This window comes from Roseibium sp. AS2, from assembly GCF_038900065.1.
In the GTDB taxonomy this organism is placed as follows: Bacteria; Pseudomonadota; Alphaproteobacteria; order Rhizobiales; family Stappiaceae; genus Roseibium.
Genome location: NZ_JBBMQN010000002.1, coordinates 467,849 through 491,790 on the forward strand (window position 1 = coordinate 467,849; position 23,942 = coordinate 491,790).

Below are 23,942 nucleotides of genomic sequence, written 5' to 3' on the forward strand. Positions count from 1 at the left end.
AGTCGCCCAAGGTGCGCAGGCGGATACATACGCTGCGGCGCTTCCACGCCCGGCCCGGTTCGATCGGTCAGGCGGCCCGCGTTTCGCCCGCGTCCGCGAGTGTCCCGGCCCCGTTCGATTCGTCCTGGGCCGGCGCCGCATCACGGGACAGATAGACGGTGGAGGAGGGGAAGGCGAATTGTGACCCGTTGGCCTCGACGATCGCGCGGATGTCGAACAGCATCTGTTCCTGCAGTTCCAGGAAGTCGGCATAGGCCGGTGCCTGCACATAGGCATAGACCTGAACCGTTACAGCGCTGGCGTCGTAGCCGATCAGGCGCACGCGCATGGTCTCGGTAAGGATCTTGTCCTGGCCGAGAAGGTAGGACCGGATCGCCTGCATGATCTGTTTCAGCGCCGCCGGGGTGGTTTCGTAGCGCAGGCCAAGCTGGTGGTGGAAGTGAAACTGGTCGCGCTGGCTGAAGTTGATGATCTTGCGTTTAGCGAGATCGGCGTTGGCAACCGTGATCAGGGTCCGGTCAAGCGCGCGGATCCGGGTCGAGCGGATGCCGATCGATTCGACCGTGCCTGCCAGGTCGTCGAACTGGCAGTATTCGCCGACGCGCACCATGCGGTCCGCATACAGGATGATGCCGCCGATGAGATTCTCGATCGTGGGCTGCGCGGCAAGGGCGATGGCCAGACCACCGACGCCCAGCCCGGCAATGACGCCGTAGATCGGAATACCGATCTGGGTGGCGCCATATCCCAGCACGACAAGTGCGACGGCCAGGGAGAACACCCGGATGCCGGTACGCAGCAGGCTTGCATCCAGGCCTTCCTGAGCCGGGCTGGAGGCGCTGACAAGCGCCACATACAGCAATTGAAGGAGCTGGTAGACGAGCCAGGCGGTGGCTGACCAGATAATGGCCGTGGTGGTGGTGCCGATGGCGACCAGCGGCGTTCCGGTGATATTGATCTGATCCTCGCACAGGTAGCGGAAGAGACTGACGGCGACGACCACAAGCACCGGATTGACGATTGACTGGACAATGCGCCTTCGCTCGTCCACCGAGACCGCACGCCATTTGCGCCAGCGGACGTACTGTCCCAACACCGCAGCATACAATACCAGCAGGGTGGCCAGTGCCAGCCATTGCCAATAGGCCTGATCGGCGAAATGGAAGTGCAGCCAGTTCGGTCCGACCTCGATGATGTCGTACCAGAGGGGCGCGATCAGGTTTCCGGGCGTGTAGATATAATATTCGAACAGATCTTCGCCCCGGTCGGCCTGAATTGGCAAGGCGCTGACCACGGCGTAGTCCTCGGGAATGCGGGCGACGGAATCCTTCGAGAAAAGATAGTGTCCGCGCAACTCGCCTGTTTGCTGGCGCAGGACGCTGATGCTGGTGCCCGGGATTGTCCACAGTTCGGGAAGGTTCGTCTTGCCGTCCGTGTGCATGAAGCCGCCGGCCGGAGAGCCGGGCACATCGGCGAACACCGGTTTGGGAATCCTGTCCAGGATTTCCTGAAGCTGTAGCGCGATTTCGATGCTGGCGTTCTCGCGCGAGGTCACGGGAATGCCGCTGAGGTCGAATGTCTGGGCCGCCTTGCCCAGAAGGGCGCGCACGAGCAATTGTTTTTGTTGCTCCTCATCCGTCAGGAAAAAGCGGTTGCTGTCGTCATAGGAGGCACGAACCGCGCTCCACAACGCGTTGACTTCGTTCATGATGAACATGAAGCTTTCAAGAGTCGCGCGGGGGCTCGTGGTGTCGGGCGGAGAAATGGGATTGTCTCTCAGATAGTCCCGCGCACGGTCCAGCCGGTTTTGATCGAGCGGTCCCGACTGTTGCTGGTCCGCCGGGCCTGTTGTTTCTCCTGCCGCCTGGGACAGGGCGGCCCCGGATCCGCCGAAAAGAGCCGACAGGAACACCAGAACGATCAGGAATCCGGTCAGGGTGCGCGGAGGCGAAACAGCGTGGTCCCGGTGGGCGCCGCTGTTCTGGGAAGATATCCGGATTGCCCGCGCTTTCATTCTGTGCCACCTGCTGCTGTTCAGACCACAGCAATAATGCCAAGGGGTAACTATCTTGTTACCCAGGGGCAGACTGCAACTGCGTCAGGAGGATTTCAGAAGATCGTTCGTCGTCAGGATGATCTCCACCCGGGTCGGACCGACCCTGTCTTCCAGACGGGCTGCCAGGGTGTCGCGGAACAGATCGACGTCATTGGCGGTGACGGGCCTTTCCGGATCGATATAGACGGCGGCGAAATGCATGCGCCCGGCCTGCAGGACAGCGGCGCGGCGGAACCTGAAACGGTTTTCCCTGGCCAGGTCGCGCGCGCTGCGCGCCACCTTGGCGTATGTGTTGCCGGGGGCGCTGACACCGGCGAGATCGGCAAGGGTTTCACGGAAGGCTGCAAGGGGCTGCCAGATGATCGCCAGAATCAGGACCAGGACGATCACGGCATCTCCGATCGGAACGTAGGGGCCCAGCACGGTGCCTTCCAGGAAAGGCAGGGACAGGAGCGCGGCGCCGGAGCCGAGACTGAGCGCGCCGTCGATGAGGGCCGCGCGTGCCTCTGTCTTCAGGATCGTGCTGCGTTTTCCTGCCTTGCGGTAGGCGCGGTGGTAATTGGCGGCAAGGCCGAGACAGATGGCGACGATCACCACGGCATAGACCGCGATCGGACCGAAGACGAGTTCGGGCACGCTTCCGCCTGAAAAGAAGGTCCAGATCTTTGCTCCGGAGACATAGGCCGCGAAGACAAGCACACCGATCAGGATGAGGCTGCGAAAGGTGACATACAGCACTTCGTCGAAATCGCGTCCCCAGGGCCGTGCACGGGTCGGCGGCAGGCCGACACGGGCGCCGATCCGGGTAGCAGCCATGGCAGAGACGAAATTCACCGCGGAATAGAGCCCGTCCACCAGCATGGCGTCGGAGCGGGAGGCCCATGCCGTCACGAGGCCGGCGATGGCCATGAACAGGTTGGCCCATTTGCCGGTGGCCAGGGCCTTGCGTTCCACCTCCAGGGGGCGGGGTGCCGGATTTTCCATGGTCCCGGCTCAGTTCCCGCGTTTGAGCGAACCGAGCAGGCCCCGGACCAGGGCCTTGCCGAGCGTGGTGCCGAGGCTTCTGGCGGCGGATTTGAGACCCGCCTCGAAAACGGAATCCCTGCGGCTGCGCCGGTTGCTGCGCTGGCTCCGGCTTTCACGCCGCGGCCGGTCGTCGCGTCCGAAATCGGGCAACTGGAAGCCGGTCCGCGAGCGCCGGGGTTCGCCGTGCTTGCGTGCGAAACTGTCGTCCTTTTCCTGGCGGCGCTGCTCCTGGCGCTGTGTTTCCTCCGCGCGGCCGAGCAGGATCTCGTAGGCGGATGTGCGGTCCTTGGTGCGGTCATAGACGCCGAAGACGGGACTTGACTGGATCAGGGACCGCCGTTCGGCCTGGGTCACCGGACCGAGGCGGGAGGAGGGCGGCCGGATCAGGGTGCGCTGAACGACCGATGGAATGCCCTTGCCTTCGAGGGTCGAGACCAAAGCCTCGCCAACGCCGAGCTCGGTGATCACGCGCTCGGTGTCGAGATCGGGATTGGGACGAAAGGTTTCGGCGGCCGCGCGCACGGCCTTCTGGTCGCGCGGGGTGAAGGCACGCAGCGCGTGCTGAATGCGGTTGCCGAGCTGCGACAACACGGTTTCAGGCACGTCGAGCGGGTTCTGGGTCACGAAATAGACGCCAACGCCCTTCGAGCGGATCAGGCGGACAACCTGTTCCACTTTTTCGATCAGGGCCTTGGGCGCATCGGAAAACAGAAGATGCGCCTCGTCGAAGAAAAAGACCAGACGCGGCTTGTCCGGATCGCCGACTTCCGGCAGTTCCTCGAAGAGTTCCGACAGAAGCCAGAGCAGAAAAACGCCATAAAGGCGCGGCGCGGTCATGAGCTTGTCGGCGGCCAGGATATTGACGACACCGCGCCCGTCGGGAGCGGTCCGGATGAGATCGCGGATATCCAGCGCCGGTTCTCCGAAGAAATTCTCGCCGCCTTGCCGTTCCAGAACCAGCAGGCGGCGTTGAATGGCGCCGACCGATGCCTTGGACACATTGCCGTAGATGGTCGAGAGTTCGGAAGAGCGCTCGGCCACATGGGCCAGCATGGCGCGCAGGTCCTTCAGATCGAGCAGCAGCATGCCCTCGTCATCGGCCAGTTCGAACAGGACGTTCAGGACGCCTTCCTGGGTGTCGTTGAGCTCCAGCAGGCGGGCCAGCAGCAGAGGGCCTATTTCGGAGACGGTCGTGCGGATCGGGTGGCCCTGCTCGCCAAGGAGATCCCAGAATACAGCCGGAGAGGATTCATACGTATAGGTCTTGCCCAGTCCGACTTCCCTGGCGCGTTTTTCCAGGAAATCCTTGGCAACGCCGGCCGTGGCCAGGCCGGACAGGTCCCCCTTGATGTCGGCACAGAAGACGGGAACACCGGCCCGTGAAAATCCTTCGGCCAGAATTTGCAGCGACACGGTCTTGCCGGTCCCGGTCGCGCCGGCAATCAGGCCGTGACGGTTGGCGAGCTTCAGCGTCAGGGTTTCGTCCCGGTCGCTCGCGCCGATGAAGATCTTGTCTCGTGCCGTCACCTTTTCCCCCGAATCCATCTGTGTTTTCGCAGACTAGAACATCCTGCGGTCAATGGAACCAGTTTAGGCTCCCACCCGCAGATGACGATGAAATGGCATTGGCCTGGTGACCTGTGCGAAATGATTATCGACGGACACGGCCTGTCGCTTGTATAGAGGAGCCAAACGGAGCGCCGGGGAATCGGGCGCGGAATTGTGATCAGGAGATTTCCATGGAAGAGCTCATCAAAAGGGTCATGGCGGCCGCTGGCATCGATGAAGATGTTTCGAAAAATGCGATCGGCATTATTCTCGGTTTCCTCAACAAGGAAGGCCCGGAAGACAAGATGCAGCTTATTTTCGATGCCTTGCCGGGTGCTTCGGAACTGGTCGCGGCGCGCGAGCAGTCCGGCGGCGGCGGCGGCCTGTTGGGCGGCCTCGGCAGCATGATGGGCGGTGGCATGGGCGCCATGGCGGCATTAAATGAGTTGACAAATGCCGGACTGGATATGGACGGCGTGCAAAGTGTTGTCAAAGAACTCGTTTCCTATGCTAAGGAAAAAGCAGGGGAAGACGTTGTGGATGAAGTGATTTCAAAAATTCCGGGATTGAGCCAAATCGTCTGACTGCCCCAGAGTTCTATCGCCGGTCTAAAGGGAGTTCTGTGCGGATGTCTTATTCCATCGCCGAAATCGAGGGCATCGGTCCGACTTACGCAGCCAAATTGGGTGAAGTCGGCATCAAGACAACGGAAGCTTATCTGGAGCGCGCCAAGGACCCGAAGGGCCGCAAGGCTCTTGAAACCGAAACGGGTATCGAAGGCAAACGAATTCTGAAGTGGGCCAACATGGCCGATCTCATGCGGATCAGCGGTGTTGGCGAGGAATATTCGGAACTCCTGGAAGCCGCCGGCGTCGACACGGTGAAGGAACTCAGGAACCGCAATGCGGTCAACCTGGCGGAGAAAATGAAAGAGGTGAACGAGACCAAGAAACTCGTGCGCCAGGTTCCGAGCGAAAGCCAGGTGACCAAATGGGTCGACCAGGCCAAGGAATTGCCGCCGATGATGACCTATTGAGGTCCCGCCGGGCGTCAGGCCAGGTTCTGAGACGCGAAAGGCGCGCCGGGGGCGCGCCTCAGACTGGTGACAAACATCTGAGCCGTCATCCTGGGCAAGTGCAGCCAAGGCTGCGCACCGACCCGGGATCCAGCGGATCAGTGCGAGCGGCAGCGAGCACCATTTCCTTTAAGCGTTTGATTTAGTGTCTTTTTGACGCGCCTGAGGCGCGGCTGATGTGCTGGGTTCCGGGTCAGCGCGCAGCGTCGCTGCACTTGCCCGGAATGACCGATCGAAAGTTTGTCATACGATTAAGGCGCGCCGGGGGGCGCGCCTTTTTGTTTGCCGACTTGCGGTGTCGGCCGGATTTTCACAGGCTTCAGACGCTGATCTGACCGTAGCGAAGCGCCTCGACCACGGTGTGGGTCTTGTTGGATGCATTCAACTTGACGCTGGCGTTCTGCAGATGGGCGTGGACGGTGCGCTGGGAGATCTCGAGCACTTCGGCGATCTCGCCCGCGGTCTTGCCGTAAGCCGTCAGTTCCAGAACCCTGCGCTCGCGGGTCGACAGGGCACCCGGACGCTGGCCGGAAATGACGCCAAGTTCCCTCAGACGGGAAAAGGCGGCTGCCGAGAGCGCTTCCAGATTGGTCAGGTCGTATTTGTTGGCCTGGAGCGAGGGGCCGCTTGCGAAGACAAATGCCTGGAACGGATAGAGTTCCGTGACCGGAACCACGACGATCTGGCTGCCTTCACCTGCGGAAGCCAGCAGGTCGGAATGCTCCATATCACCTGCGGAGATAGTCCAGACCCGCGCGCGGTTCGATCCCAGGCCCAGCATGAGGGCGCTGTCGTTGGCCGAAAGCGAGGTGCTTTCGATCCCGTCATTGCGCTGGTCGGGCCACCGGAACCGCTGGACAAGGTTGTCGATCGGACGGTTCGGCATCGGCAGGCCGGTGATGAGAATATGTGTTGCCCCCATACGCCTGAGATTTGATTCCAGGATGTCGAGAACATGATGGGCTGCGTTGGCTTCCGAGATTGCTCTCAGCTTGCTCTTCAGTTCCGCTTGGTCAAGCATTGTGCACGTCCTAGGTGCGGCTTTAGATGCCGCTTTTTTGCAACTGGTCCGGCAAGACCGGTCAGTCGCTGATGGGTGAACCGCACCCCGTCTCAAGCCTGTTCAGGTCTGTACCGGGCCGGTTGCCGCGCATTTGTTATGGGGATAGAATTTCCCATGCGTCAGCCCCTATAAGCTACAATACAATTGATGATCGTACCAATAGGGAAAACTGGCAAATTTAGCTTATTCCGCCAAAAAATTGGCATTTAGCATCTGAACCTTCGAATTCTGTTGCGGGGCAATAGATCCGCGTCGCCGATTGCTCTGCAGCGGGCGGCAAATTCGAGCTTCTTTCGACTGTTAAGCTGCCAGGCTAAGTAAAGGCGATCTTGATTCTTTGCGCGTGCGCCGAAAGCCTGCCTGAAATGCGGCCCGGGAGCAGGCAATTTACCCTTTGTGCTGAGTTGCCAAGGTTCGCGGGCAGGGACTAAAACGGGACAAGGGAGATGACGACAATGCCCAACAGCTTTTCCGGTCCAGATCGTTTTTATGCCGCCGACGAAGACGCCTGGTGGGGCGCCGTCGACAAGGCGCTCAAGGGCGCGCCGCGGCAGAAACTGTTCGCTACGACCGGGGACGGCCTGGACATTGCCCCGCTTTATGGACGGCGCACGGACCGCCCGGCGATCGCCTTGCGGCCGCCGCAACAGGACTGGTCCGTCGTTCAGCGGATCGACATTCCGGATGCGCGCGCTGCGAACGGGCAGATTCTCGAAGACCTCGAAGGCGGGGCAGCCGGCCTGGATCTGGTTTTCTCAAATGCCGCTGCCGCCTATGGCAATGGTATTCAGATTGACGACCTTGCCGGGATGGAAGCGCTTTTCGCAAACGTGCAGCTCGACCTGATCGATCTGCGTTTCGATGCGGGACGCGAGAACATCGAGATACTGGCCTTGTTGCTTGGCTATCTTGAAAAGAAGCAGCTGGATCCGGCGAGCGTGCGCATCACCGCGGGGTTCGACCCCTACGGATGGATCGCGGCCAACGGCGTCGCCCTGATCGACATGGAGGATGCCTTCAGGCATTTTCGCGATGCGATCGTTTCCGCGCATGATTTTGGCAGCCCGCTGCGCATGATGAAGGCCGATGGCCGGGTCTGGCATGAAGCCGGGGCGCCTGCCGCGCTGGAACTGGCGTTGGTGCTGTCCTCGGCGACGGCCCATCTGCGCATGCTGGAAGGCACCAGACTCGCGCCCGAGGCGTGGTCCGAGCGCATTTCCCTGAGCGTGATCGCGGATGCGGACCAGATCGGCACCATTGCGAAAGCCCGCGCCATCCGGGCGCTCTGGTCGAACGTCCTGGACGGCGCCGGCCTGCCGAAGACGCCGATGCCCGTGCACATGAGCACGTCCTACAGAATGCTCACCCGGCGGGATCCCTGGGTCAACCTGTTGCGCAACACGGTTGCCGCCTTTGCGGCCGGTGTCGGCGGGGCGGACAGCATCTGTGTGCTGCCGCATACCCTTGCCGTCGGATTGCCCGACGGTTTTGCGCGCAGGCTGGCACGCAACACCCAGTCGATCCTTCTGGAAGAGAGCAATCTCGCGAAAGTCACGGATCCCGCGGCCGGATCGGGTGCGATAGAGGACCGGACGGACAAGTTCTGCGAGGCCGCATGGGGCCTGTTTCAGGAAATCGAGGCGACGGGCGGTCTGATGGAGGCGATCCGGCAGGGGCTTGTTCATCGCCGGATCGATGCCGCCCGGAACGAAAGTGCGCGCGATGTTGCCCGCCGCAAACGGCCGATCACAGGCGTGAGCGAGTTTCCCGACCTGTCGGAAAAGACGGTCGCGGTTCTGACGGCGAAGCCTGCCGATCTGGCCGGATTCGCTCCGTCTTCGCCGGACCTGCCCGCCCCGGGAGACGGGGAGCGACTGACCGCCCTGCGCAAGCTGGCGCTTCAGGGCGGTCACTTGCACGATCTGGGCATGCGGCTGGACAAGCTGCCGCGCGATACCGGGTTGCCGAAACTCGTTCGGGGACGGTTGTCGGAACCCTTTGAGGATCTGCGCAGCAGCGCGGAGGATCTTGAACTCCGCAAAGCCATCGTGCCGAAGGTGTTCCTGGCAAGTCTCGGCAGCGCGGCGCAGTTCGCCGCCCGTGCGAGCTGGGCGGCCAATGCCTTTGCCACCGGCGGACTGAAGACCGTTGGTCCTGCCGTGCATGCCAGCCTTGATGATCTGGTCCGGGCGTTCAAGGACAGTGGAGCGGTTGTTGCCTGTCTGGTCTCTTCCGACGAGGTCTATGACGATCAGGCGGTGGCAGCGGCGCAGGCATTGAGGAGCGCCGGTGCGCGGCATCTTCTCCTGGCCGGCCGGCCGGGCCCGCACGAGGCGGCTTATTCCGGCGCCGGTATCGCAGGCTATCTCCATGCCGGGTGCGATCTGCTCGCCTTGCTGCGGGACGTCCAGCAGAAGCTGGAAGAGATCCACGGCGCGGAGTTTTCAAATCTGGAGGTCCAACAATGAGCCGGATCCCGAACTACGCGGACAGACCGTTTCAGATCCATCCCGAGGAAGCCGTATCCACCGGCACCGACCCCTGGCTGACACCGGAAGGGATCGCGGTGCCGCCGGTGTACCGGGCGGCCGATCTGGAGGGACTGAAACACCCGGACACCTGGCCCGGCCTCGCGCCCTACCTGCGCGGGCCTTATCCGACCATGTATGTTCAGCAGCCCTGGACGGTGCGCCAATATGCGGGCTTTTCGACCGCAGAGGATTCCAACGCCTTTTACCGGCGCAATCTGGCGGCCGGCCAGAAAGGCCTGTCGGTCGCCTTTGATCTCGCCACCCACCGGGGCTATGACAGCGATCATCCCCGGGTTGCCGGCGATGTCGGCATGGCCGGTGTGGCCATCGACAGCATCTATGACATGCGCACGCTGTTTTCCGGCATTCCGCTGGACAAGATGAGCGTGTCGATGACCATGAACGGCGCGGTCCTGCCCGTGCTGGCGCTCTACATCGTGGCGGCGGAAGAGCAGGGGGTCGCGCAAAAGGACCTGTCGGGCACCATTCAGAACGATATTCTGAAGGAGTTCATGGTTCGCAATACCTATATCTACCCGCCGAAGCAGTCGATGCGGATCATCTCCGACATTTTCAGGTACACGTCGCGGAACATGCCGCGATTCAATTCGATCTCCATCTCCGGCTATCATATGCAGGAAGCCGGCGCGACGGCGGATCTGGAACTGGCCTATACGATCGCCGACGGGATCGAATACGCCCGCGCCGGAGTGGCCGCGGGCATGGAAATCGACCAGTTCGCGCCGCGCCTGTCGTTCTTCTGGGCGATCGGCATGAACTTTTTCATGGAAGTCGCCAAACTGCGCGCGGCCCGGCTGATCTGGGCGACGCTGATGGAAGAGAACTTCCAGCCGCAGAACCCGAAGTCCCTGTCGCTCAGGACCCATTCGCAGACATCCGGCTGGTCGCTGACGGCCCAGGACGTGTTCAACAACGTGACCCGCACCTGTGTCGAGGCGATGGCGGCAACGCAGGGGCATACCCAGTCGCTGCACACCAATGCGCTTGACGAGGCACTCGCCCTGCCGACGGATTTCTCCGCACGCATCGCCCGCAACACCCAGCTGTTCCTGCAGCAGGAAAGCGGCACCACCCAGGTGATCGACCCCTGGGGAGGGTCGTATTACGTCGAGAAGCTGACCGCCGACCTGGCCGAAAAGGCGATGGCGCATATCCGCGAGGTGGAGGAACTCGGCGGCATGGCGAAAGCCATCGAGAAGGGCATTCCGAAGCTGCGTATCGAGGAAGCCGCCGCCAAGACACAGGCCCGCATCGACAGCGGCAGCCAGACCGTGGTCGGCGTCAACAAGTACAAGCCCGACAGCGAACAGCAGATCGATGTGCTGAAGGTCGACAATGGCCAGGTTCGCGCGGCCCAGATCGACAAGCTGAAGCGCCTGCGCGAGGAGCGCAACGAGGCGGAGACGCAGGCCGCTCTCGATGCGCTGACGGTGTGCGCGGAGACCGGCGAGGGCAATCTGCTGGATCTTTCCGTCAAGGCCGCGCGGGCCAAGGCCACGGTCGGCGAGATTTCGATGGCGATGGAAAAGGTGTTCGGCCGGCACAAGGCCGAGATCAAGTCGATTGCCGGGGTCTACAAGCGGGAGGCCGGAGCCATGTCCGGAACGATGGAAAAGGTTCGGAAACTGGTCGAGGCCTTCGAGGACAACGATGGCCGCCGGCCGCGTATTCTGGTCGCCAAGATGGGCCAGGACGGTCATGACCGGGGGCAGAAGGTGATTGCCTCCGCCTTCGCCGATCTCGGCTTCGACGTCGATATCGGCCCGCTGTTCCAGACGCCGGAAGAAGCCGCCCGTCAGGCCGTCGAGAACGACGTGCACGTTGTCGGCGTGTCGTCGCTGGCGGCAGGCCATCTTACCCTGGTTCCGGCCCTGAAGAAGGCACTGGCCGACGAGGGCCGTGAAGACATCATGATCGTTGTCGGTGGCGTCGTGCCGCCCCAGGACTACGACGAACTCTACAGCAACGGCGCGGCGGCGATTTTCCCTCCCGGTACCGTCATTGCCGAAGCGGCGATCGGGCTGATCGGCAAATTGAACGAGCAGCTCGGTTACGGTTCGGCGGAAGCGGCCGAATAGCGCAAGATCGCAGGAGAAGGCGGTGTCCCGAAAATTGACCGGAGGGTGCCTGTGCGAGGCGGTGCGCTATGTCTGCGAAGCGCCGCCGACGATCACGGTCAAATGCCATTGCGGCGACTGCCGCAGGATCGGCGGCACAGGGCACGCGACCCACAGCGTCTTTGCGCAAGAAGCCTTTTCTCTGACGGGCACGGTTACCGAATACGAAAAGACCGCCGACAGCGGCCGGACCATCAACAGGCGGTTCTGTCCCGTCTGCGGTAGTGCGCTCTATCATACGCGCGGCGGCATGGAGGGGCTCGTGGTTGTCCGGGCGTCGTCTCTGGACGATCCGGAGAGCGTCACACCGGAGCGGGCCATCTACGTGTCGCGCGCGCTCTCCTGGGACCCGGCCGATCCGGAACTGGTCTGTTTCGAGGAAATGACGCCGCAGGCAAAATAAAGGCTCGGCCAGCAGAGTGCGGCAGTAAATCCTGTCAGCGGTCCGCGGTCATGCCGAGCGGTATAGGCGGCTCCAGATAGGCGCCGAAGAGATAGGGGCCCATGCGCCAGCAGATCTGGGTGAATGCCAAAGTCAGATCCTTGTCGTCCTGAATGAGGACCCGGTCCGGTACGGACAACTCGGTTTCCGCGACGACAATGCCGATATCGCCGTCTTCCAGATCATAAAGGGTGCATTCGCAGATCGGCTTCTTGTCCAGATCGAACAGTTTGCCGGACCGCAGACGGGTTCTGGTCGCAGGGGTGGGCCGGTCTTCCGAATAAAAATGGGTCTGTTGCATTCCAGCGGGCCTTGCCTGTCTCAACCTGTGTGTCGTTGGACTCTCCAGGGTTGGAGGTACCGGTTGAAACTTGCGCGGGGCTGGCGGGCGTTCGCGTTGGCCGGTGGCGATCACCCGGGAGGATCAGTCTTTCGGTGCAGCGGGCGGCTGGTAGACGAGAATGTCGCCGGGTTGGCACTCGAGCGCAGTGCAGATCCGCTCAAGCGTATCGAAACGAATGCCTTTCACCTTGCCCGACTTGAGCAGGGACACATTCTGCTCGGTGATGCCGATGCGTTCCGCCAGTTCCCTGGACCGCATCTTCCGGCGTGCGAGCATCACGTCCAGTTCCACGACTATCGGCATTGGGTTCCTTTATCGATCGGAGGACGGTCTGCGCCGCAAGGGGTCAGACAAATTGACGGTTTTCGTCCGCGAGCGAGGCAGCCTCGCGCATGATCCAGCCGAACACGAGCAGGAGCGCCCCAAAAACCAGAGAGAAGAATTCGCCTCCGCTCAGTTCGACTTCAAGCCTGCGTGCACCCGGGGCATTGTCCCAGGTCAGGAGAACGGAACTGACCGGGTCGCTCAGAATATCGAACAGGCCATAGGCAATCAGCCAGAAACCTGCGTTCAGGATGTGCGCCTGAGTGGCCGGGGCGAAAAACGCTCCGTCGTGGAACTGGACGAAGAGCCGCCGGAGGTTCCAGAAAATGCTGCGCAGAAGAAAGAAGGCCAACACGACCATCGCGCTGAGGCCGAGGCGCTGGGCGACCGGCACTTCCTCCAGTTTCCGCTCCAGACCGGCCGAATCGAGCAATCCGTTCGGGACATCGAGAAAGGCGGGCAGCAGAAGCATGAAGACCAGAATCGCACTGGCAACGCTCATCAGTACCAGCAACACCGTCACAAACCATTTCATCGCGTTCGAGAGCCGCCGGATGCGCCTCAGCCGCGTGTCCCGCTCCAGTCCTTCAAGGGTGCTCATAGCCGTCTCCACGAGGTCGATCAGATTGCCGAAACACTATACCGGATGGTGCGGACGCACAACGGGTAAAACACGTTTTGGATTTAAAAATTAATGTAAAACAATAAATTTTGTCTCCTGAATGATATGTTTTTTTGGTTGCCTCACGCCGGCCTTGGAAGATCTGAAGACACGCGCCCCAGGTGACTGGAAGACATCACGCCTTCAAGATCCTGCACTTTTGTGCCGTGCGCCCTCCCGGGGGAAAAGGCACAGGGGGGGGCACCGGCCGGCAGGTATGCCGGCCGGTATGTGCTCCGGAAAAGGTCTCAATCGAGCGCGGCCAGCCCAGTCAGATCGGCAAGAACCGCCTTGGGGGCAAGGTCGGGATACTCATCGGGCATGCCGGCCCGGTTCATCCAGACGGTGCGGAACCCGAACGCGGCCGCGCCCGCGACATCCCAGCGGTTCGAGGACTGGAAAGAGACCTCTTCCGGGTAGATGCGGAATTGGGTGGTGACCATCTCGTAGACCTGCGGATCGGTCTTGAATGTCTTCAACTGGTCCACGGAAAAGATTTCGTCGAACAGGTCGGTCAGCGCCGCCGCCTTTGCCGCTGCCTCCAGCATGGCAGGGGATCCGTTCGACAGGATGGCGATCTTGGCGCCGCTTGCCTTCAGGTTGGTGAGCACCTGGGGGACTTCCGGGTAGCAGTCCAGTTCCCAGTAGGCACTCAGCAATTCATCGCGCAGGGATTTATCGGCCGTCGGCACCAGAGCGAACGCGGTGTCCAGTCCCTGCTGCGTCAGTTCCCAGAAATCCACGTAACGGCCCATCAGGGCGCGCACCCAGGAATACTCCAGTTGTTTTTCACGCCAGAGCGCGGACAGTCTTTGGGCGTCGGGCCCGAGCTTTGACGCGTGTTTGCGAACCGCGGCATGCACATCGAACAATGTGCCGTAGGCATCAAACACATAGGCGGCATGCGCCATAACGGGACCTCCAAGCCTTGTTCCGGAAACCGCGAAAGAGAACAGCCTGATGGATCATGCGTCAAGCGCCGCCGTGTGCGACAAAAGTCTCAGTGAAGCCCCGCATCCGGAGATTGCCGCTGCTCTGGCGGAAAACAACGAATGCGGCGCCGGCCCATGGCCGGAGGCCCCGGTTATTTTTGTGGGGGTAACGTCACGGCGCCGTCCGGGCCTACCGGCCAGAATGGATTGTAGGCAATTTCAAGCAGATGGCCGCCGGGCACCTCCACATAGGAGGTGTAGCCGCCCCAGAATGCCTTTTCAGGTGCTTTCACGGCTTTTCCGCCGGCATCGATGGCCCGCTGATAGGCCTCGTCGACTTCCTCAGCCGTTCGGCCGTTCCAGGCGATGGTCGTGGCACCGAACGGAAGGGCGGTGACCTCCCGGCCGATTTCATCTGCCAGCGCGGCGCGGCTGTAAAGCGCGAACGCACCTCCGATAACCTGAAAGAACACCACGTCCGGTGCCGGGGCTTCGTTGACCTGCCAGCCCAGGCCGTCTTCGAAAAAACGTCGTGTCTCTGCGATGTCATCGACCACCAGCGTGATCATTGAAATGCGTTGTTCCATGTCATGGTCTCCTGATGATGGGGAACATAAAGAGAACATCTGGCGGAACGAGTCAACTGCCGTTTCGCCGATGAAGCGGCGGCGCCGGGGGCGTTGCAATTGTCGCTGCCGTATCTGGAAGCGTTGCGCGTCCCGGAAAAATCATTCGTCATCAAGCGACTTGAGGGTAAATCCATCCCTGAAGTCCGGTGCAGGTAGAAGAAAGACAACAACTTTTTCATAAAAATCGCTAAGCTGTTGACGCCGGGAGGCGGCGGGTGTTGTGTCGGCTCCTCAGCGGAGACACATAGCGGGAGAGGCAACGGACATGCGCGGATTGAGTGACACCTGGACCTGGATCGACGGGACCTGGCATGAAGGCAATCCGCCGATCATGGGACCGCGTACCCATGCTTCCTGGCTCGGTTCGAGTGTTTTCGACGGTGCCCGCTTTTTCGAAGGGGTGATGCCGGATATCGACCTTCACTGCCGCCGGGTCAACGATTCAGCCTATGCACTTGGCATGAAGCCGACCTTGCGCGCGGAGGAGATGGCCGAGCTGACCAGGGAAGGCTGCAAGAAATTCAGCAGCGATCAGCAGATTTACGTCAAGCCGATGTACTGGCTGGAAAACGATGGTCCGGGGGTCATAACAGGTGACCCGGAGAGCACCCGCTTCTGCCTGTGCCTGTTCGACGCGCCGATGGCGCCGAAGGACGCGGCCATCAGCATCACGCTGTCGCCCTACCGGCGCCCGACCATGGAATCGATGCCGGTCAACGCCAAGGCCGGCTGCCTTTATCCCAACAATGCGCGGGCGATGGTGGAAGCCAGGGAACGCGGTTTCGACAATGCCGTGGTGCGCGACATGCTCGGCAATGTGGCCGAACTGACGTCCGCCAACGTTTTCATTGCCAGGGACGGCAAGGTGCACACGCCTGCGCCGAACGGCACCTTCCTGAACGGGATCACCCGCCAGCGCGTGATCCAGCTGTTGCGCGCCTCCGGCTATGAGGTTTTTGAACGGACCATGGAGTATGGCGAGTTCCTGCAGGCCGATGAGATTTTCTCGACGGGAAATTACAACAAGGTGACGCCGGTCAAGCGGATCGAGGATCAGGATCTGCAACCCGGTCCGATCGCCGCGCGCGCACGCGAGCTCTACTGGGATTTTTCCCACGCCTGAATGTCACGGACTTCGATTGTGGCCGGCGCTCGGAAAGCCGGTCAGCGGATGACGAGGGCAGCTGCCACCAGCAATGCGGCGGCAGCCGCCAGCGACGGGGCGGCAAAGGACCCGGTGGCGTGGTGCAGCAATCCGGCGAACCAGGGACCGGCGACCTGGCCCAGGCCGAAGCTGGCGGTCAGGACCGCAAGCATCTGGCGGACCGCCGTCGGCCCACCGGCGGTCGCCTGGCGTCGTGCTTCCATCAGCCCGAGCGCAGTGATCCCCATGAAGGTTGCTCCGAGCAGTCCGGCGCCAACCAGAAACAGGACCGGCTGAAGGGTCAGGGCGGTCAGGGCGACCCCGGCGGCTTCGAGCAGGCAGGCCAGCGCGAACGCCCTGCGGGTCCCCAGACGGACGGCTATCGTGTTCCAGAGAAAGATCGAGGGCGCCGCGCACAGTCCGACGGTCAGCCACACGAACGGTTCCGTTGGCTGCAGGGCAGGGGCTGCGCGCGCGATGGTGTTGACGAATGTTGCGGTGATGACGTAGCCGAACCCGAACAGGCCGTAAGCCAGGATCAGGCGTAGCCGGCTGCGCGCCGCACCGGGCGATGCCGCAACTGTGCCGGCGGTCCCGCCGTTGGCGCCGACTTGCACCAGCGAGTGAGAAGGCACCAGATAGGCCGCTCCCACCAGGAACAGAAGCGTTCCGGCAGCGCTGGCCAGCCAGAGCATCCGCCAATCCGCCGACAGATCCGCCACCACCGCGACCATCAGGGCGGAAAACGCGATGCCGCAGCCGACCCCGGCAAAGTGCAGCGCGGAGAGGCCCGCTTTGCCCGTGGCCGTGAGCCGTTCCATGACGAGCGTGGTCGCGAATACCAGCACAAAGGCACTGGCAATGCCGCTTGCAAAGCGGATCAGGAGAAAAACTGTCAGGGAGGTTGTCGCCGCCATGGCCGCGCTTGTCAGCGCGCTGACAAGCAGTCCGCCGAGAAACCAGCGACGGGGACTGCCGGACAGGGAACGGGAGGCAGCCGCGAGAGCGCCTGCAAGGTAGCCGAGAAAATTCGCCGACGCGATCAGGCCGGCATCGCCTGCCGGCAGGTTCAGGGCTTCGCTCATGAACGGCAGAACGGGCGTATAGACGAACCGGCCGATACCCATGGCGGCGGCCAGAGCCAGAAACCCGCCAAAGGCAAGTGCGACCGATGAACGGGCAGGTGAGGACATTCGGTGTGGTTCCGGGGGAGTGGCAACGTGCCGTGAGTTTTCGGGTCTCGCTGGCGCAACCTTGCATACTCCCGAGGCCTTGTCATTTCTGTGGTATGCCGGTCCAGGGGAGACCGGTCTGAAGGTTTCGGGCGGGCATCTGTCCGGTGCACAATTGCCGGAAGTATCGTTCCTGGTCGTGGCTTGGACAGAGCTGCAAACAAGCCCCTTTTCCGTCTCCTAAAAATGTCGGTTCTTTGCGCCGAGCGCCGCTGATTTCTGAAACGCACCTGACGGTGTTTTCGGCGGCGGACGGCTCACCCCTGCCGAAAATGTGCCCGGTAATCGCGCGGCGTCATGCCTTTTGCGGCCTTGAACTGACGGTTGAAGTTGGCAAGTGCGCCATAGCCGACGGCGGCCGCGATGTGAGCGACGGGCTGGTTTGTGCTCGACAGCCGTGCGGCCGCGTCGCCAATCCGCAGGGCCCGGACATAATCGCTGACCGTTCCCTGCGTGTGCTTGCGAAACAGCCGGTGCAATCCGGAAACGCTGAGGGCTGCGACATCGGCGAGTTCCGGCAAGGTGATGGCCTTGGTGTACTGCGCGTGGACATGGGTCAGGACCCGGTCGATGCGTTCGCGGCTTTCGAACACACCGTCCAGCGAGACCGGGGCGCTTGCGAGTGGTTGCGGGTTCGGGGCGCCGCTCAGGTGATCGAGAATGTTCATCAGGGTGAGCAGGCGCTCGGCGGCCGATTGATCGAAAAACAGCTCGAACCGGCTGCGGACGGCGGCAGCGGCCTCCGGCGGGAAGGACAATCCTCGGCCGGCGCGGGCCAGGAGGTTGCCGATGCTCCTGAATTCGACGAAGTCGCGCGCCACGGAGCCCGCCCACTCCGGATGAAACCATATTACCAGCGCGACATGCGGCAAGGTCCCGTCGATCGCCTGGTGTGACGCCCAGGTATGCGGCAGGTTCGGCCCGACGAGCACCAGGTCCTCGTCGTCGTAGTCGCCCACATGATCGCCGATGAACCGCTGGCCGCGCGAATTCAGCGTCAACGTCAGTTCGTATTCGGGATGGTGGTGCCACTCGAAGGGGATTGCCGTCTCCAGCCGGCGGTTCAGCATGGCAAGCGACGAGTCGGGCTGGCGCGGCAAGGTCTCCAGAAAGGGCTTCATCGGGCGTCATTCTCCTGCTGGCGCCAGAATAGTATCAAATTGGGCCACGCGAATACAACACCGGATGCCGGTTCGGTTCTAGAATTGCGGTCATCAACCCGGACACAGGGACATGAAAGCCGGGAAAGGGAGGAGGAAGACCATGCAGCCAACCGCCGCCGAAATCAGCCATCCGGTCAGCGAGAAGGTAACGACCCAACTCAAGGACATCGAGAAAACCCTGCCTTTCAGGGTGCTGAGCCAGTCCGACTGGCAACACTGGATCACCAAGGGATATGTCATCGTCCGGCAGGCCGTACCGCTGGAAAATGCCGACCGGTTGGCCGATCTGCTCTGGGAGTTCGATGAGAAGGATCCGGATGATCCATCGACCTGGTACGCACCGGAACGCCGTCCGCACGTCCGCAAGGAACTCAACAATGCCGGCATGGTCGAGATCTACAATCACCAGTATCTCTGGGACAACCGCATGGAGCAGCGGGTCTATGACGCTTTCGTGGACATCTGGGATCGCGAGGATCTTTGGGTTGCCATTGATCGTGCCAACCTCAATCCGCCAAAGCGGGAGAAAGGCAATCCCGAAGGTTTCATCCACTGGGATGTCGACACGAAGCAGCGCCCGCAACCGATTGGTGTTCAAGGGGTTTTGAGCCTGAAGAAGCAGGACCACGAGACGGGCGGATTCCAGGCCGTGCCCTATCTGTTTGAACATTTCGAGGAATGGGAAAAGACCCAGCCCGAAGACCGCAATCCGTTGTTGCCGGACATGACCGGCCTGGAACGCGAGAACATCTCGATGGAGCCCGGCGACCTTCTGATCTTCAACTCGCTGCTGGCGCATGGTGTGAGGCCAAACCATTCCGACAACCGTGTGCGCATGGCGCAATATATCTCCATGTATCCGTCCGATTACGACAATGTCGCCGAACGCAACGAGCGCATTCGCCTGTGGCGCGAGCTGGATCATCCCAATCGGCCGGACTTCCCCGGAGATCCTCGGAACTGGGAAAAGAAAAACGCCGAAACGGCGACATTGACCCCGCTTGGAGAAAGATTGCTGGGTCTCCACCCCTGGTGACAGATCCCGGAAGCTGACGCTGGATCTGCAAAGCCGGCGTCGGATGCCCGGGTGCCCTCCATCGCTTGTCCCTGACGTGCGAGGCTGACTGCCTTGCCCGCCGGGGACGGCTGCTTTTGCAAACGCGCTTGACTGTGGTGGAGGGCTTCAAAAAACCGGGACAGCTGACGCCGGGATCTATGGAAAATCGGGGATATTCGGGAACGGCATCAATCCGGTACCGACTTCTGCACGATCTGGTTTTCGGCGGGAGGGCTCCCACTAGCCACCTTCAAAATGGTATCCCCCAACAGTGTTCCGGCCTCAAATATGTTCTCGTAAATGCTTCGGAACACGGGTCGGTGCAGTTTGAACAGGTTCGAGGTCCGCTTCACGACCAGGTGGAAGTCTTTTCCCGGTTCAAGCCCCTGATCAATAAACAGGGAAGAAATGGCGAGCGCAGAGGTTTCGCCTGCGCAAACGACCCCATAAGGCCTGGCTATGCTGTCCAGCCGATCGCGATAGACCGCCCATAGGGCCTCCGCCGGACTGTCGAGCGTAACTTCTTCGGGAATGTCGTATTTGATCCCGCTTTCGCGGACGGCGCGCATGAACCCGTATCGCAAATATTGCGAAAACGTCAGGCGTTCGGGGGGGAGCACAATGCCGATCTGGTCACAGCCGAGATCGATCAACCGGCGTGCAGCCTGATACGCGAATTCCTCATTGTCATAGTCGACGTAGGCGTGGGGCCGGGTGAAGTCGGTCCTGCCGTGCGTCACGAACGGAAAATTCGCTTCCTGCAATAGTCGGACACGCGCGTCGAAGGCCTCGGTCCGGGTGAAAATCAGGCCGTCGGCCAGACGGTTGTCCAGGATGTAGTTGACCGGGTCCGTCGTCGATTCTTCCTGGAAATGCGGGATGATTGTCAGGTGGTAACCAGTGCCTTTCAGGGCAAAGCTGATGCCGGCGATCAGGGAGCGGCCGAAATCCGGTATTTCGTGGTGCGGATCGAGGATCAGGCTGATGACCTTCGTTTTTCCCGTGCGCAGCCTTTGAGCCGCGCGATTGGGAACATAACCCTGCCGGCGTGCGACCTCGGCCACCTTGTTTCGGGTGTTTTCTGCTATTCGGGGGTCACCGGACAGGGCACGTGACACGGTCGTGACCGCGAAGCCGGATTCAGCCGCTACGGTGCGCAGGGTTGGGCGAGGCGGTTTTTCCGCCGCAATGTCTTCCGTGTTTTTCAATGGTTTGCGAGAGAGGCCCGGTTTTGTTCAGGTGATGAAGCGCGTGGCGGAATTTCATGTCAGTCTAAACAGGGAATTTGTAACGTTACAATAAAATCCTATTTTGCAATGCAGCATGGAGAGGCATTGAAAAATGTGAAAACGGACACGCAAAACAAGGCTGTTCTGGTTTCCAAAATTTATTGACAGATGGTTCGTTTGTAACGTTACAATGTATTTTGTCTGGCAACGAGATACCCGTTGACGGTATCCGGGACGCCGAATGGCGCTTAATGGGAGGAATATATGCGTAAATTGACAAGAATGGTGACGGCTGCCGCCGCTTTAATGGCTGCAAGCACGAGCATTCAGGCCGAGGAAGTCGAGGTCCTGCACTGGTGGACGTCCGGTGGCGAAGCTGCTGCCCTGAACGTCCTGAAGCAGGACCTCGAGAGCCAGGGGATCGACTGGAAAGACATGCCGGTCGCCGGTGGCGGCGGGACCCAGGCGATGACCGTCTTGCGGGCCCGCGTGACCTCCGGAAACCCGCCCACCGCCGTACAGATGCTCGGTTTCGACATTCTGGACTGGGCCGAAGAGGGTGCGCTTGCGGATTTGAACACCCAGGCTGAACAGGAAAACTGGGACACCGTCGTTCCGGCAGCCTTGCAGAAATTTTCAAAGCACGACGGCAAATGGGTCGCAGCGCCGGTCAATGTTCACTCAACAAACTGGGTCTGGGCCAACAAGGCCGTTCTGGATGAGCTTGGTATCGCGGTTCCGACAACCTGGGACGAATTCGTCGCCGCCTTGGACAAGGTGAAGGCAGCCGGCAAAACTCCGATCGCTCATGGCGGGCAGCCCTGGCAGGATGCGACCGTGTTCGATGCCGTCGCATTGTCAACCGGCGGACCGGAATTCTACCAGAAGGCCTTCATTGACCTTGATGAAGACACTCTCGGGTCCGACACCATGAAGGAAGCCTTCGACCGCATGGCCGTGATCCGGTCGCATGTCGATGACAACTTCTCCGGACGGGACTGGAACCTGGCGACAGCCATGGTCATCAACGGGGATGCTGCATTCCAGATGATGGGCGACTGGGCCAAGGGCGAATTCCTGAATGCCGACAAAGTGCCCGATCAGGACTTCCTGTGCTTCCGCTTCCCGGGAACTCAGGAGCAGGTCACCTTCAACGCCGATCAGTTCGCAATGTTCTCGCAGGGCTCGGAAGTCGGCAAGGAACAGGCCGCCCTTGCGACCGCGATCCTGTCTCCGAATTTCCAGTCCGCATTCAACGTTGTCAAAGGCTCGGTGCCGGCACGTACGGATGTGTCGAACGAAGCATTTGATGCTTGCGGAAAAAAGGGAATGGCCGACCTGAAAAAAGCTGCCGAGAGCGGCAATCTCTACGGGTCGATGGCTCATGGTCACGCCAATCCTGCGGCGATCAAGAATGCCATGTATGATGTGATCACGGCGCATTTCAACGGGGAATACGACAGTGCAACCGCTGTTGATGAACTCGTGACCGCGGTTCAAATCAACAAGTAACGATCGTAACGGGAACGGTGGAATCTCACCGTTCCCGGCCTGCCCGGAGGGCCCTGATGTCTTTGTCTGAAACGGCGAACCCGCGTGGTTCTGTTGTTGACAGATTGCGCGATGCCCTACCCAAATTGGTGCTCAGCCCGACAATCGCGATTGCGTTGATCTTCGTGTACGGCTTCATCGCGTTCACCTTGTATTTGTCGTTCACCGACAGCCGCATCCTGCCGTCTTTCGGTTGGGTCGGTTGGCAGAATTACGAAAACCTGTTTCGGATTCGTGCCTGGGACAAGGCCGTATCCAATCTGGTCGTCTTCGGTGTTCTCTATATCGCGATCTGTTCGGTGCTCGGATTGTTTCTGGCGATCCTGCTGGATCAACGGATCCGTGCGGAAGGGTTCATCCGAACGGTCTACCTTTACCCCATGGCACTGAGTTTCATCGTCACCGGCGTCGCCTGGAAGTGGTTCCTGGATCCGGGGATTGGTGTTGAAGCTGTTGTCCGCGGATGGGGCTGGGAGACCTTTATCTTCAACTGGATCAAGGACAGCGACATGGCGATCTACACGATCGTCATCGCGGCGGTCTGGCAGACATCCGGTTTCGTGATGGCCATGTTCCTTGCCGGTTTGCGCGGCATCGACGGAGAGATGATGAAGGCCGCCCAGATAGACGGCGCGTCGACGTTCGCGCTTTACCGGCGGATCGTGATTCCGCAGCTTCGTCCGGCCTTCATGTCTGCTTTCGTCGTCCTCGCCCACATGGCGATCAAGTCCTATGACCTGGTGATTGCGCTGACGGGCGGGGGGCCGGGAACGGCGACCGAACTGCCGGCAACCTTCATGTATTCCTATACGTTCTCCCGGAACCAGATGGGGATCGGCGCCGCATCCGCCGTAATCATGCTGATGACGATCGCAGCGATCATCGTGCCGTATCTGTGGTCCGAACTGCGGGAGAAAAAATGATGGCCGCCGTTTCAAGATCGCGGTCGTCTGGTGCCGCGCGTGTCATTCTCTATGCAATTCTGGCCGTGTTCTGCATCTACTACCTGCTTCCGCTCTACGTGATGCTGGTCAATTCGCTGAAACCGCTGTCCGAGATCACCGCGGGCGGCATGATGGCGTTGCCGCAGGAGTGGACGCTGGCGCCCTGGGCCAGCGCCTGGTCGACCGCTCAGATCGGCGTCCAGGCGACGGGGCTGCGCCCCTATTTCCTCAATTCCATCATCATGGTGGTGCCGGCGGTTGCGCTGTCGACGATTGTCGGGGCCCTCAATGGGTATGTTCTCACCAAATGGGCGTTTCGCGGTTCGACGGTTCTGTTCGGGTTGCTGCTGTTCGGTTGTTTCATCCCGTTCCAGATGGTCCTGATTCCGATGGCCCGGATGCTCGGCCTGATCGGGATTGCCGGTACCGTGCCCGGGTTGATCTTCGTCCATTTTGTGTACGGGATCGGATTTTCGACACTCTACTTCCGCAACTACTATGCAGCTTTTCCGACCGAACTTGTTCGGGCGGCTCAAATCGACGGAGCCGGGTTCTTCAGGATTTTCTGGCGCATTCTGCTGCCATCCTCAGGTCCGATCGCGGTTGTCTGCATCATCTGGCAGTTCACCAACATCTGGAACGACTTCCTGTTCGGAGCATCGTTTTCCGACTTCAACAGTCAACCGATGACGGTTGCGCTCAACAATCTCGTGCAGTCCTCGACCGGCGTGAAGGAATACAACGTCCATTTCGCCGGGGCGATCATGGCCGCGCTTCCGACGTTGTTCGTCTACATCGTCGCGGGGCGTTACTTCGTGCGCGGCCTGATGGCCGGCTCGGTAAAGGGATAACAC

The 23,942-nt window shown here is 61.0% G+C and carries 22 protein-coding genes; 10 read left to right on the top strand and 12 right to left on the bottom strand.

All coding sequences use genetic code 11. The features are described 5' to 3' along the window. Window positions 1-67 precede the first annotated feature (67 nt). The 3 genes from WNZ15_RS07140 to WNZ15_RS07150 form a co-directional block, all read right to left on the bottom strand. Window positions 68-2,014 (bottom strand): mechanosensitive ion channel family protein, encoded by a 1,947-nt coding sequence (locus WNZ15_RS07140; protein WP_342892271.1) that lies wholly within the window; start codon window positions 2,012-2,014, stop codon window positions 68-70. 84 nt (window positions 2,015-2,098) lie between these two features. Beyond that, window positions 2,099-3,040, bottom strand: coding sequence for a cation transporter (locus WNZ15_RS07145; RefSeq protein WP_342892272.1), 942 nt, complete (start codon window positions 3,038-3,040; stop codon window positions 2,099-2,101). A gap of 9 nt (window positions 3,041-3,049) precedes the next feature. After that, window positions 3,050-4,627 (bottom strand): helicase HerA-like domain-containing protein, encoded by a 1,578-nt coding sequence (locus WNZ15_RS07150; protein WP_342892273.1) that lies wholly within the window; start codon window positions 4,625-4,627, stop codon window positions 3,050-3,052. A 194-nt stretch (window positions 4,628-4,821) separates the two neighbouring features. On the opposite strand from WNZ15_RS07150, the gene WNZ15_RS07155 reads away from it, so the two are divergent. Both WNZ15_RS07155 and WNZ15_RS07160 read left to right on the top strand, forming a co-directional pair. After that, window positions 4,822-5,214 carry a DUF2267 domain-containing protein gene (locus tag WNZ15_RS07155; RefSeq protein WP_342892274.1) on the top strand — a complete coding sequence of 131 codons (393 nt, stop codon included), beginning with the start codon at window positions 4,822-4,824 and terminating at the stop codon, window positions 5,212-5,214. Between the two features lie 44 nt (window positions 5,215-5,258). Then, window positions 5,259-5,666 carry a DUF4332 domain-containing protein gene (locus WNZ15_RS07160; protein ID WP_342892275.1) on the top strand — a complete coding sequence of 136 codons (408 nt, stop codon included), beginning with the start codon at window positions 5,259-5,261 and terminating at the stop codon, window positions 5,664-5,666. 358 nt (window positions 5,667-6,024) lie between these two features. Here WNZ15_RS07160 and WNZ15_RS07165 read toward each other — a convergent pair whose 3' ends face one another. Continuing rightward, window positions 6,025-6,726, bottom strand: coding sequence for a helix-turn-helix transcriptional regulator (locus tag WNZ15_RS07165; RefSeq protein ID WP_342892276.1), 702 nt, complete (start codon window positions 6,724-6,726; stop codon window positions 6,025-6,027). 497 nt (window positions 6,727-7,223) lie between these two features. Here WNZ15_RS07165 and WNZ15_RS07170 point away from each other — a divergent pair, with 497 nt between their 5' ends. From WNZ15_RS07170 to WNZ15_RS07180, 3 genes are read left to right on the top strand one after another with little or no spacing between them, the layout of a single operon-like run. Next, window positions 7,224-9,236, top strand: a complete 2,013-nt coding sequence (locus tag WNZ15_RS07170) for a methylmalonyl-CoA mutase family protein (RefSeq protein WP_342892277.1) — start codon at window positions 7,224-7,226, stop codon at window positions 9,234-9,236. Then, window positions 9,233-11,398, top strand: a complete 2,166-nt coding sequence (gene scpA / locus WNZ15_RS07175) for a methylmalonyl-CoA mutase (RefSeq protein ID WP_342892278.1) — start codon at window positions 9,233-9,235, stop codon at window positions 11,396-11,398. Before WNZ15_RS07170 ends, scpA begins: the two co-directional genes overlap by 4 nt. 22 nt (window positions 11,399-11,420) lie before the next feature. Beyond that, the gene (locus WNZ15_RS07180; protein ID WP_342892279.1) at window positions 11,421-11,840 is read left to right on the top strand and encodes a GFA family protein; all 420 of its coding nucleotides are present in this window, start codon (window positions 11,421-11,423) and stop codon (window positions 11,838-11,840) included. A gap of 34 nt (window positions 11,841-11,874) precedes the next feature. Here the strand turns inward: WNZ15_RS07180 and WNZ15_RS07185 are convergent, their stop codons facing one another. The 5 genes from WNZ15_RS07185 to WNZ15_RS07205 all read right to left on the bottom strand — a co-directional run bounded on the left by WNZ15_RS07185 (window position 11,875) and on the right by WNZ15_RS07205 (window position 14,726). Then, entirely contained in the window at window positions 11,875-12,180 is a 306-nt protein-coding gene (locus WNZ15_RS07185) for a hypothetical protein (protein WP_342892280.1), read from the bottom strand. A 123-nt stretch (window positions 12,181-12,303) separates the two neighbouring features. Continuing rightward, window positions 12,304-12,525 (bottom strand): helix-turn-helix transcriptional regulator, encoded by a 222-nt coding sequence (locus WNZ15_RS07190; protein WP_342892281.1) that lies wholly within the window; start codon window positions 12,523-12,525, stop codon window positions 12,304-12,306. Between the two features lie 43 nt (window positions 12,526-12,568). Further along, entirely contained in the window at window positions 12,569-13,147 is a 579-nt protein-coding gene (locus WNZ15_RS07195) for a DUF2975 domain-containing protein (protein ID WP_342892282.1), read from the bottom strand. A 308-nt stretch (window positions 13,148-13,455) separates the two neighbouring features. Further along, entirely contained in the window at window positions 13,456-14,118 is a 663-nt protein-coding gene (locus WNZ15_RS07200; protein ID WP_342892283.1) for a haloacid dehalogenase type II, read from the bottom strand. A gap of 173 nt (window positions 14,119-14,291) precedes the next feature. Beyond that, window positions 14,292-14,726, bottom strand: coding sequence for a VOC family protein (locus WNZ15_RS07205; protein WP_342892284.1), 435 nt, complete (start codon window positions 14,724-14,726; stop codon window positions 14,292-14,294). 307 nt (window positions 14,727-15,033) lie between these two features. Between WNZ15_RS07205 and WNZ15_RS07210 the strand changes: the two genes are divergently transcribed. Then, a complete protein-coding gene (locus WNZ15_RS07210) occupies window positions 15,034-15,891 on the top strand; it encodes a branched-chain amino acid aminotransferase (protein WP_342892285.1) in 858 nt (285 codons plus the stop codon). Window positions 15,892-15,932: 41 nt separating this feature from the next. Here the strand turns inward: WNZ15_RS07210 and WNZ15_RS07215 are convergent, their stop codons facing one another. Beyond that, window positions 15,933-17,105, bottom strand: coding sequence for a YbfB/YjiJ family MFS transporter (locus WNZ15_RS07215; RefSeq protein WP_342892286.1), 1,173 nt, complete (start codon window positions 17,103-17,105; stop codon window positions 15,933-15,935). A 296-nt stretch (window positions 17,106-17,401) separates the two neighbouring features. Further along, window positions 17,402-18,265 (bottom strand): AraC family transcriptional regulator, encoded by an 864-nt coding sequence (locus tag WNZ15_RS07220; RefSeq protein WP_342892287.1) that lies wholly within the window; start codon window positions 18,263-18,265, stop codon window positions 17,402-17,404. A gap of 142 nt (window positions 18,266-18,407) precedes the next feature. On the opposite strand from WNZ15_RS07220, the gene WNZ15_RS07225 reads away from it, so the two are divergent. Next, the gene (locus WNZ15_RS07225) at window positions 18,408-19,343 is read left to right on the top strand and encodes a phytanoyl-CoA dioxygenase family protein (protein ID WP_342892288.1); all 936 of its coding nucleotides are present in this window, start codon (window positions 18,408-18,410) and stop codon (window positions 19,341-19,343) included. A gap of 209 nt (window positions 19,344-19,552) precedes the next feature. On the opposite strand, the gene WNZ15_RS07230 is transcribed toward WNZ15_RS07225, so the two are convergent. Continuing rightward, complete coding sequence (locus WNZ15_RS07230) at window positions 19,553-20,572, bottom strand: LacI family DNA-binding transcriptional regulator (RefSeq protein ID WP_342892289.1); 1,020 nt, start codon at window positions 20,570-20,572, stop codon at window positions 19,553-19,555. A 285-nt stretch (window positions 20,573-20,857) separates the two neighbouring features. Here WNZ15_RS07230 and WNZ15_RS07235 point away from each other — a divergent pair, with 285 nt between their 5' ends. Genes WNZ15_RS07235 through WNZ15_RS07245 form a run of 3 tightly spaced genes read left to right on the top strand, consistent with a single transcriptional unit; the run spans window position 20,858 to window position 23,939 of the window. Beyond that, window positions 20,858-22,105, top strand: coding sequence for an ABC transporter substrate-binding protein (locus WNZ15_RS07235; protein WP_342892290.1), 1,248 nt, complete (start codon window positions 20,858-20,860; stop codon window positions 22,103-22,105). A 56-nt stretch (window positions 22,106-22,161) separates the two neighbouring features. Continuing rightward, the gene (locus tag WNZ15_RS07240) at window positions 22,162-23,067 is read left to right on the top strand and encodes a sugar ABC transporter permease (protein WP_342892291.1); all 906 of its coding nucleotides are present in this window, start codon (window positions 22,162-22,164) and stop codon (window positions 23,065-23,067) included. Next, window positions 23,067-23,939 carry a carbohydrate ABC transporter permease gene (locus tag WNZ15_RS07245; protein WP_342892613.1) on the top strand — a complete coding sequence of 291 codons (873 nt, stop codon included), beginning with the start codon at window positions 23,067-23,069 and terminating at the stop codon, window positions 23,937-23,939. Before WNZ15_RS07240 ends, WNZ15_RS07245 begins: the two co-directional genes overlap by 1 nt. The last annotated feature ends 3 nt before the right edge of the window (window positions 23,940-23,942 follow it).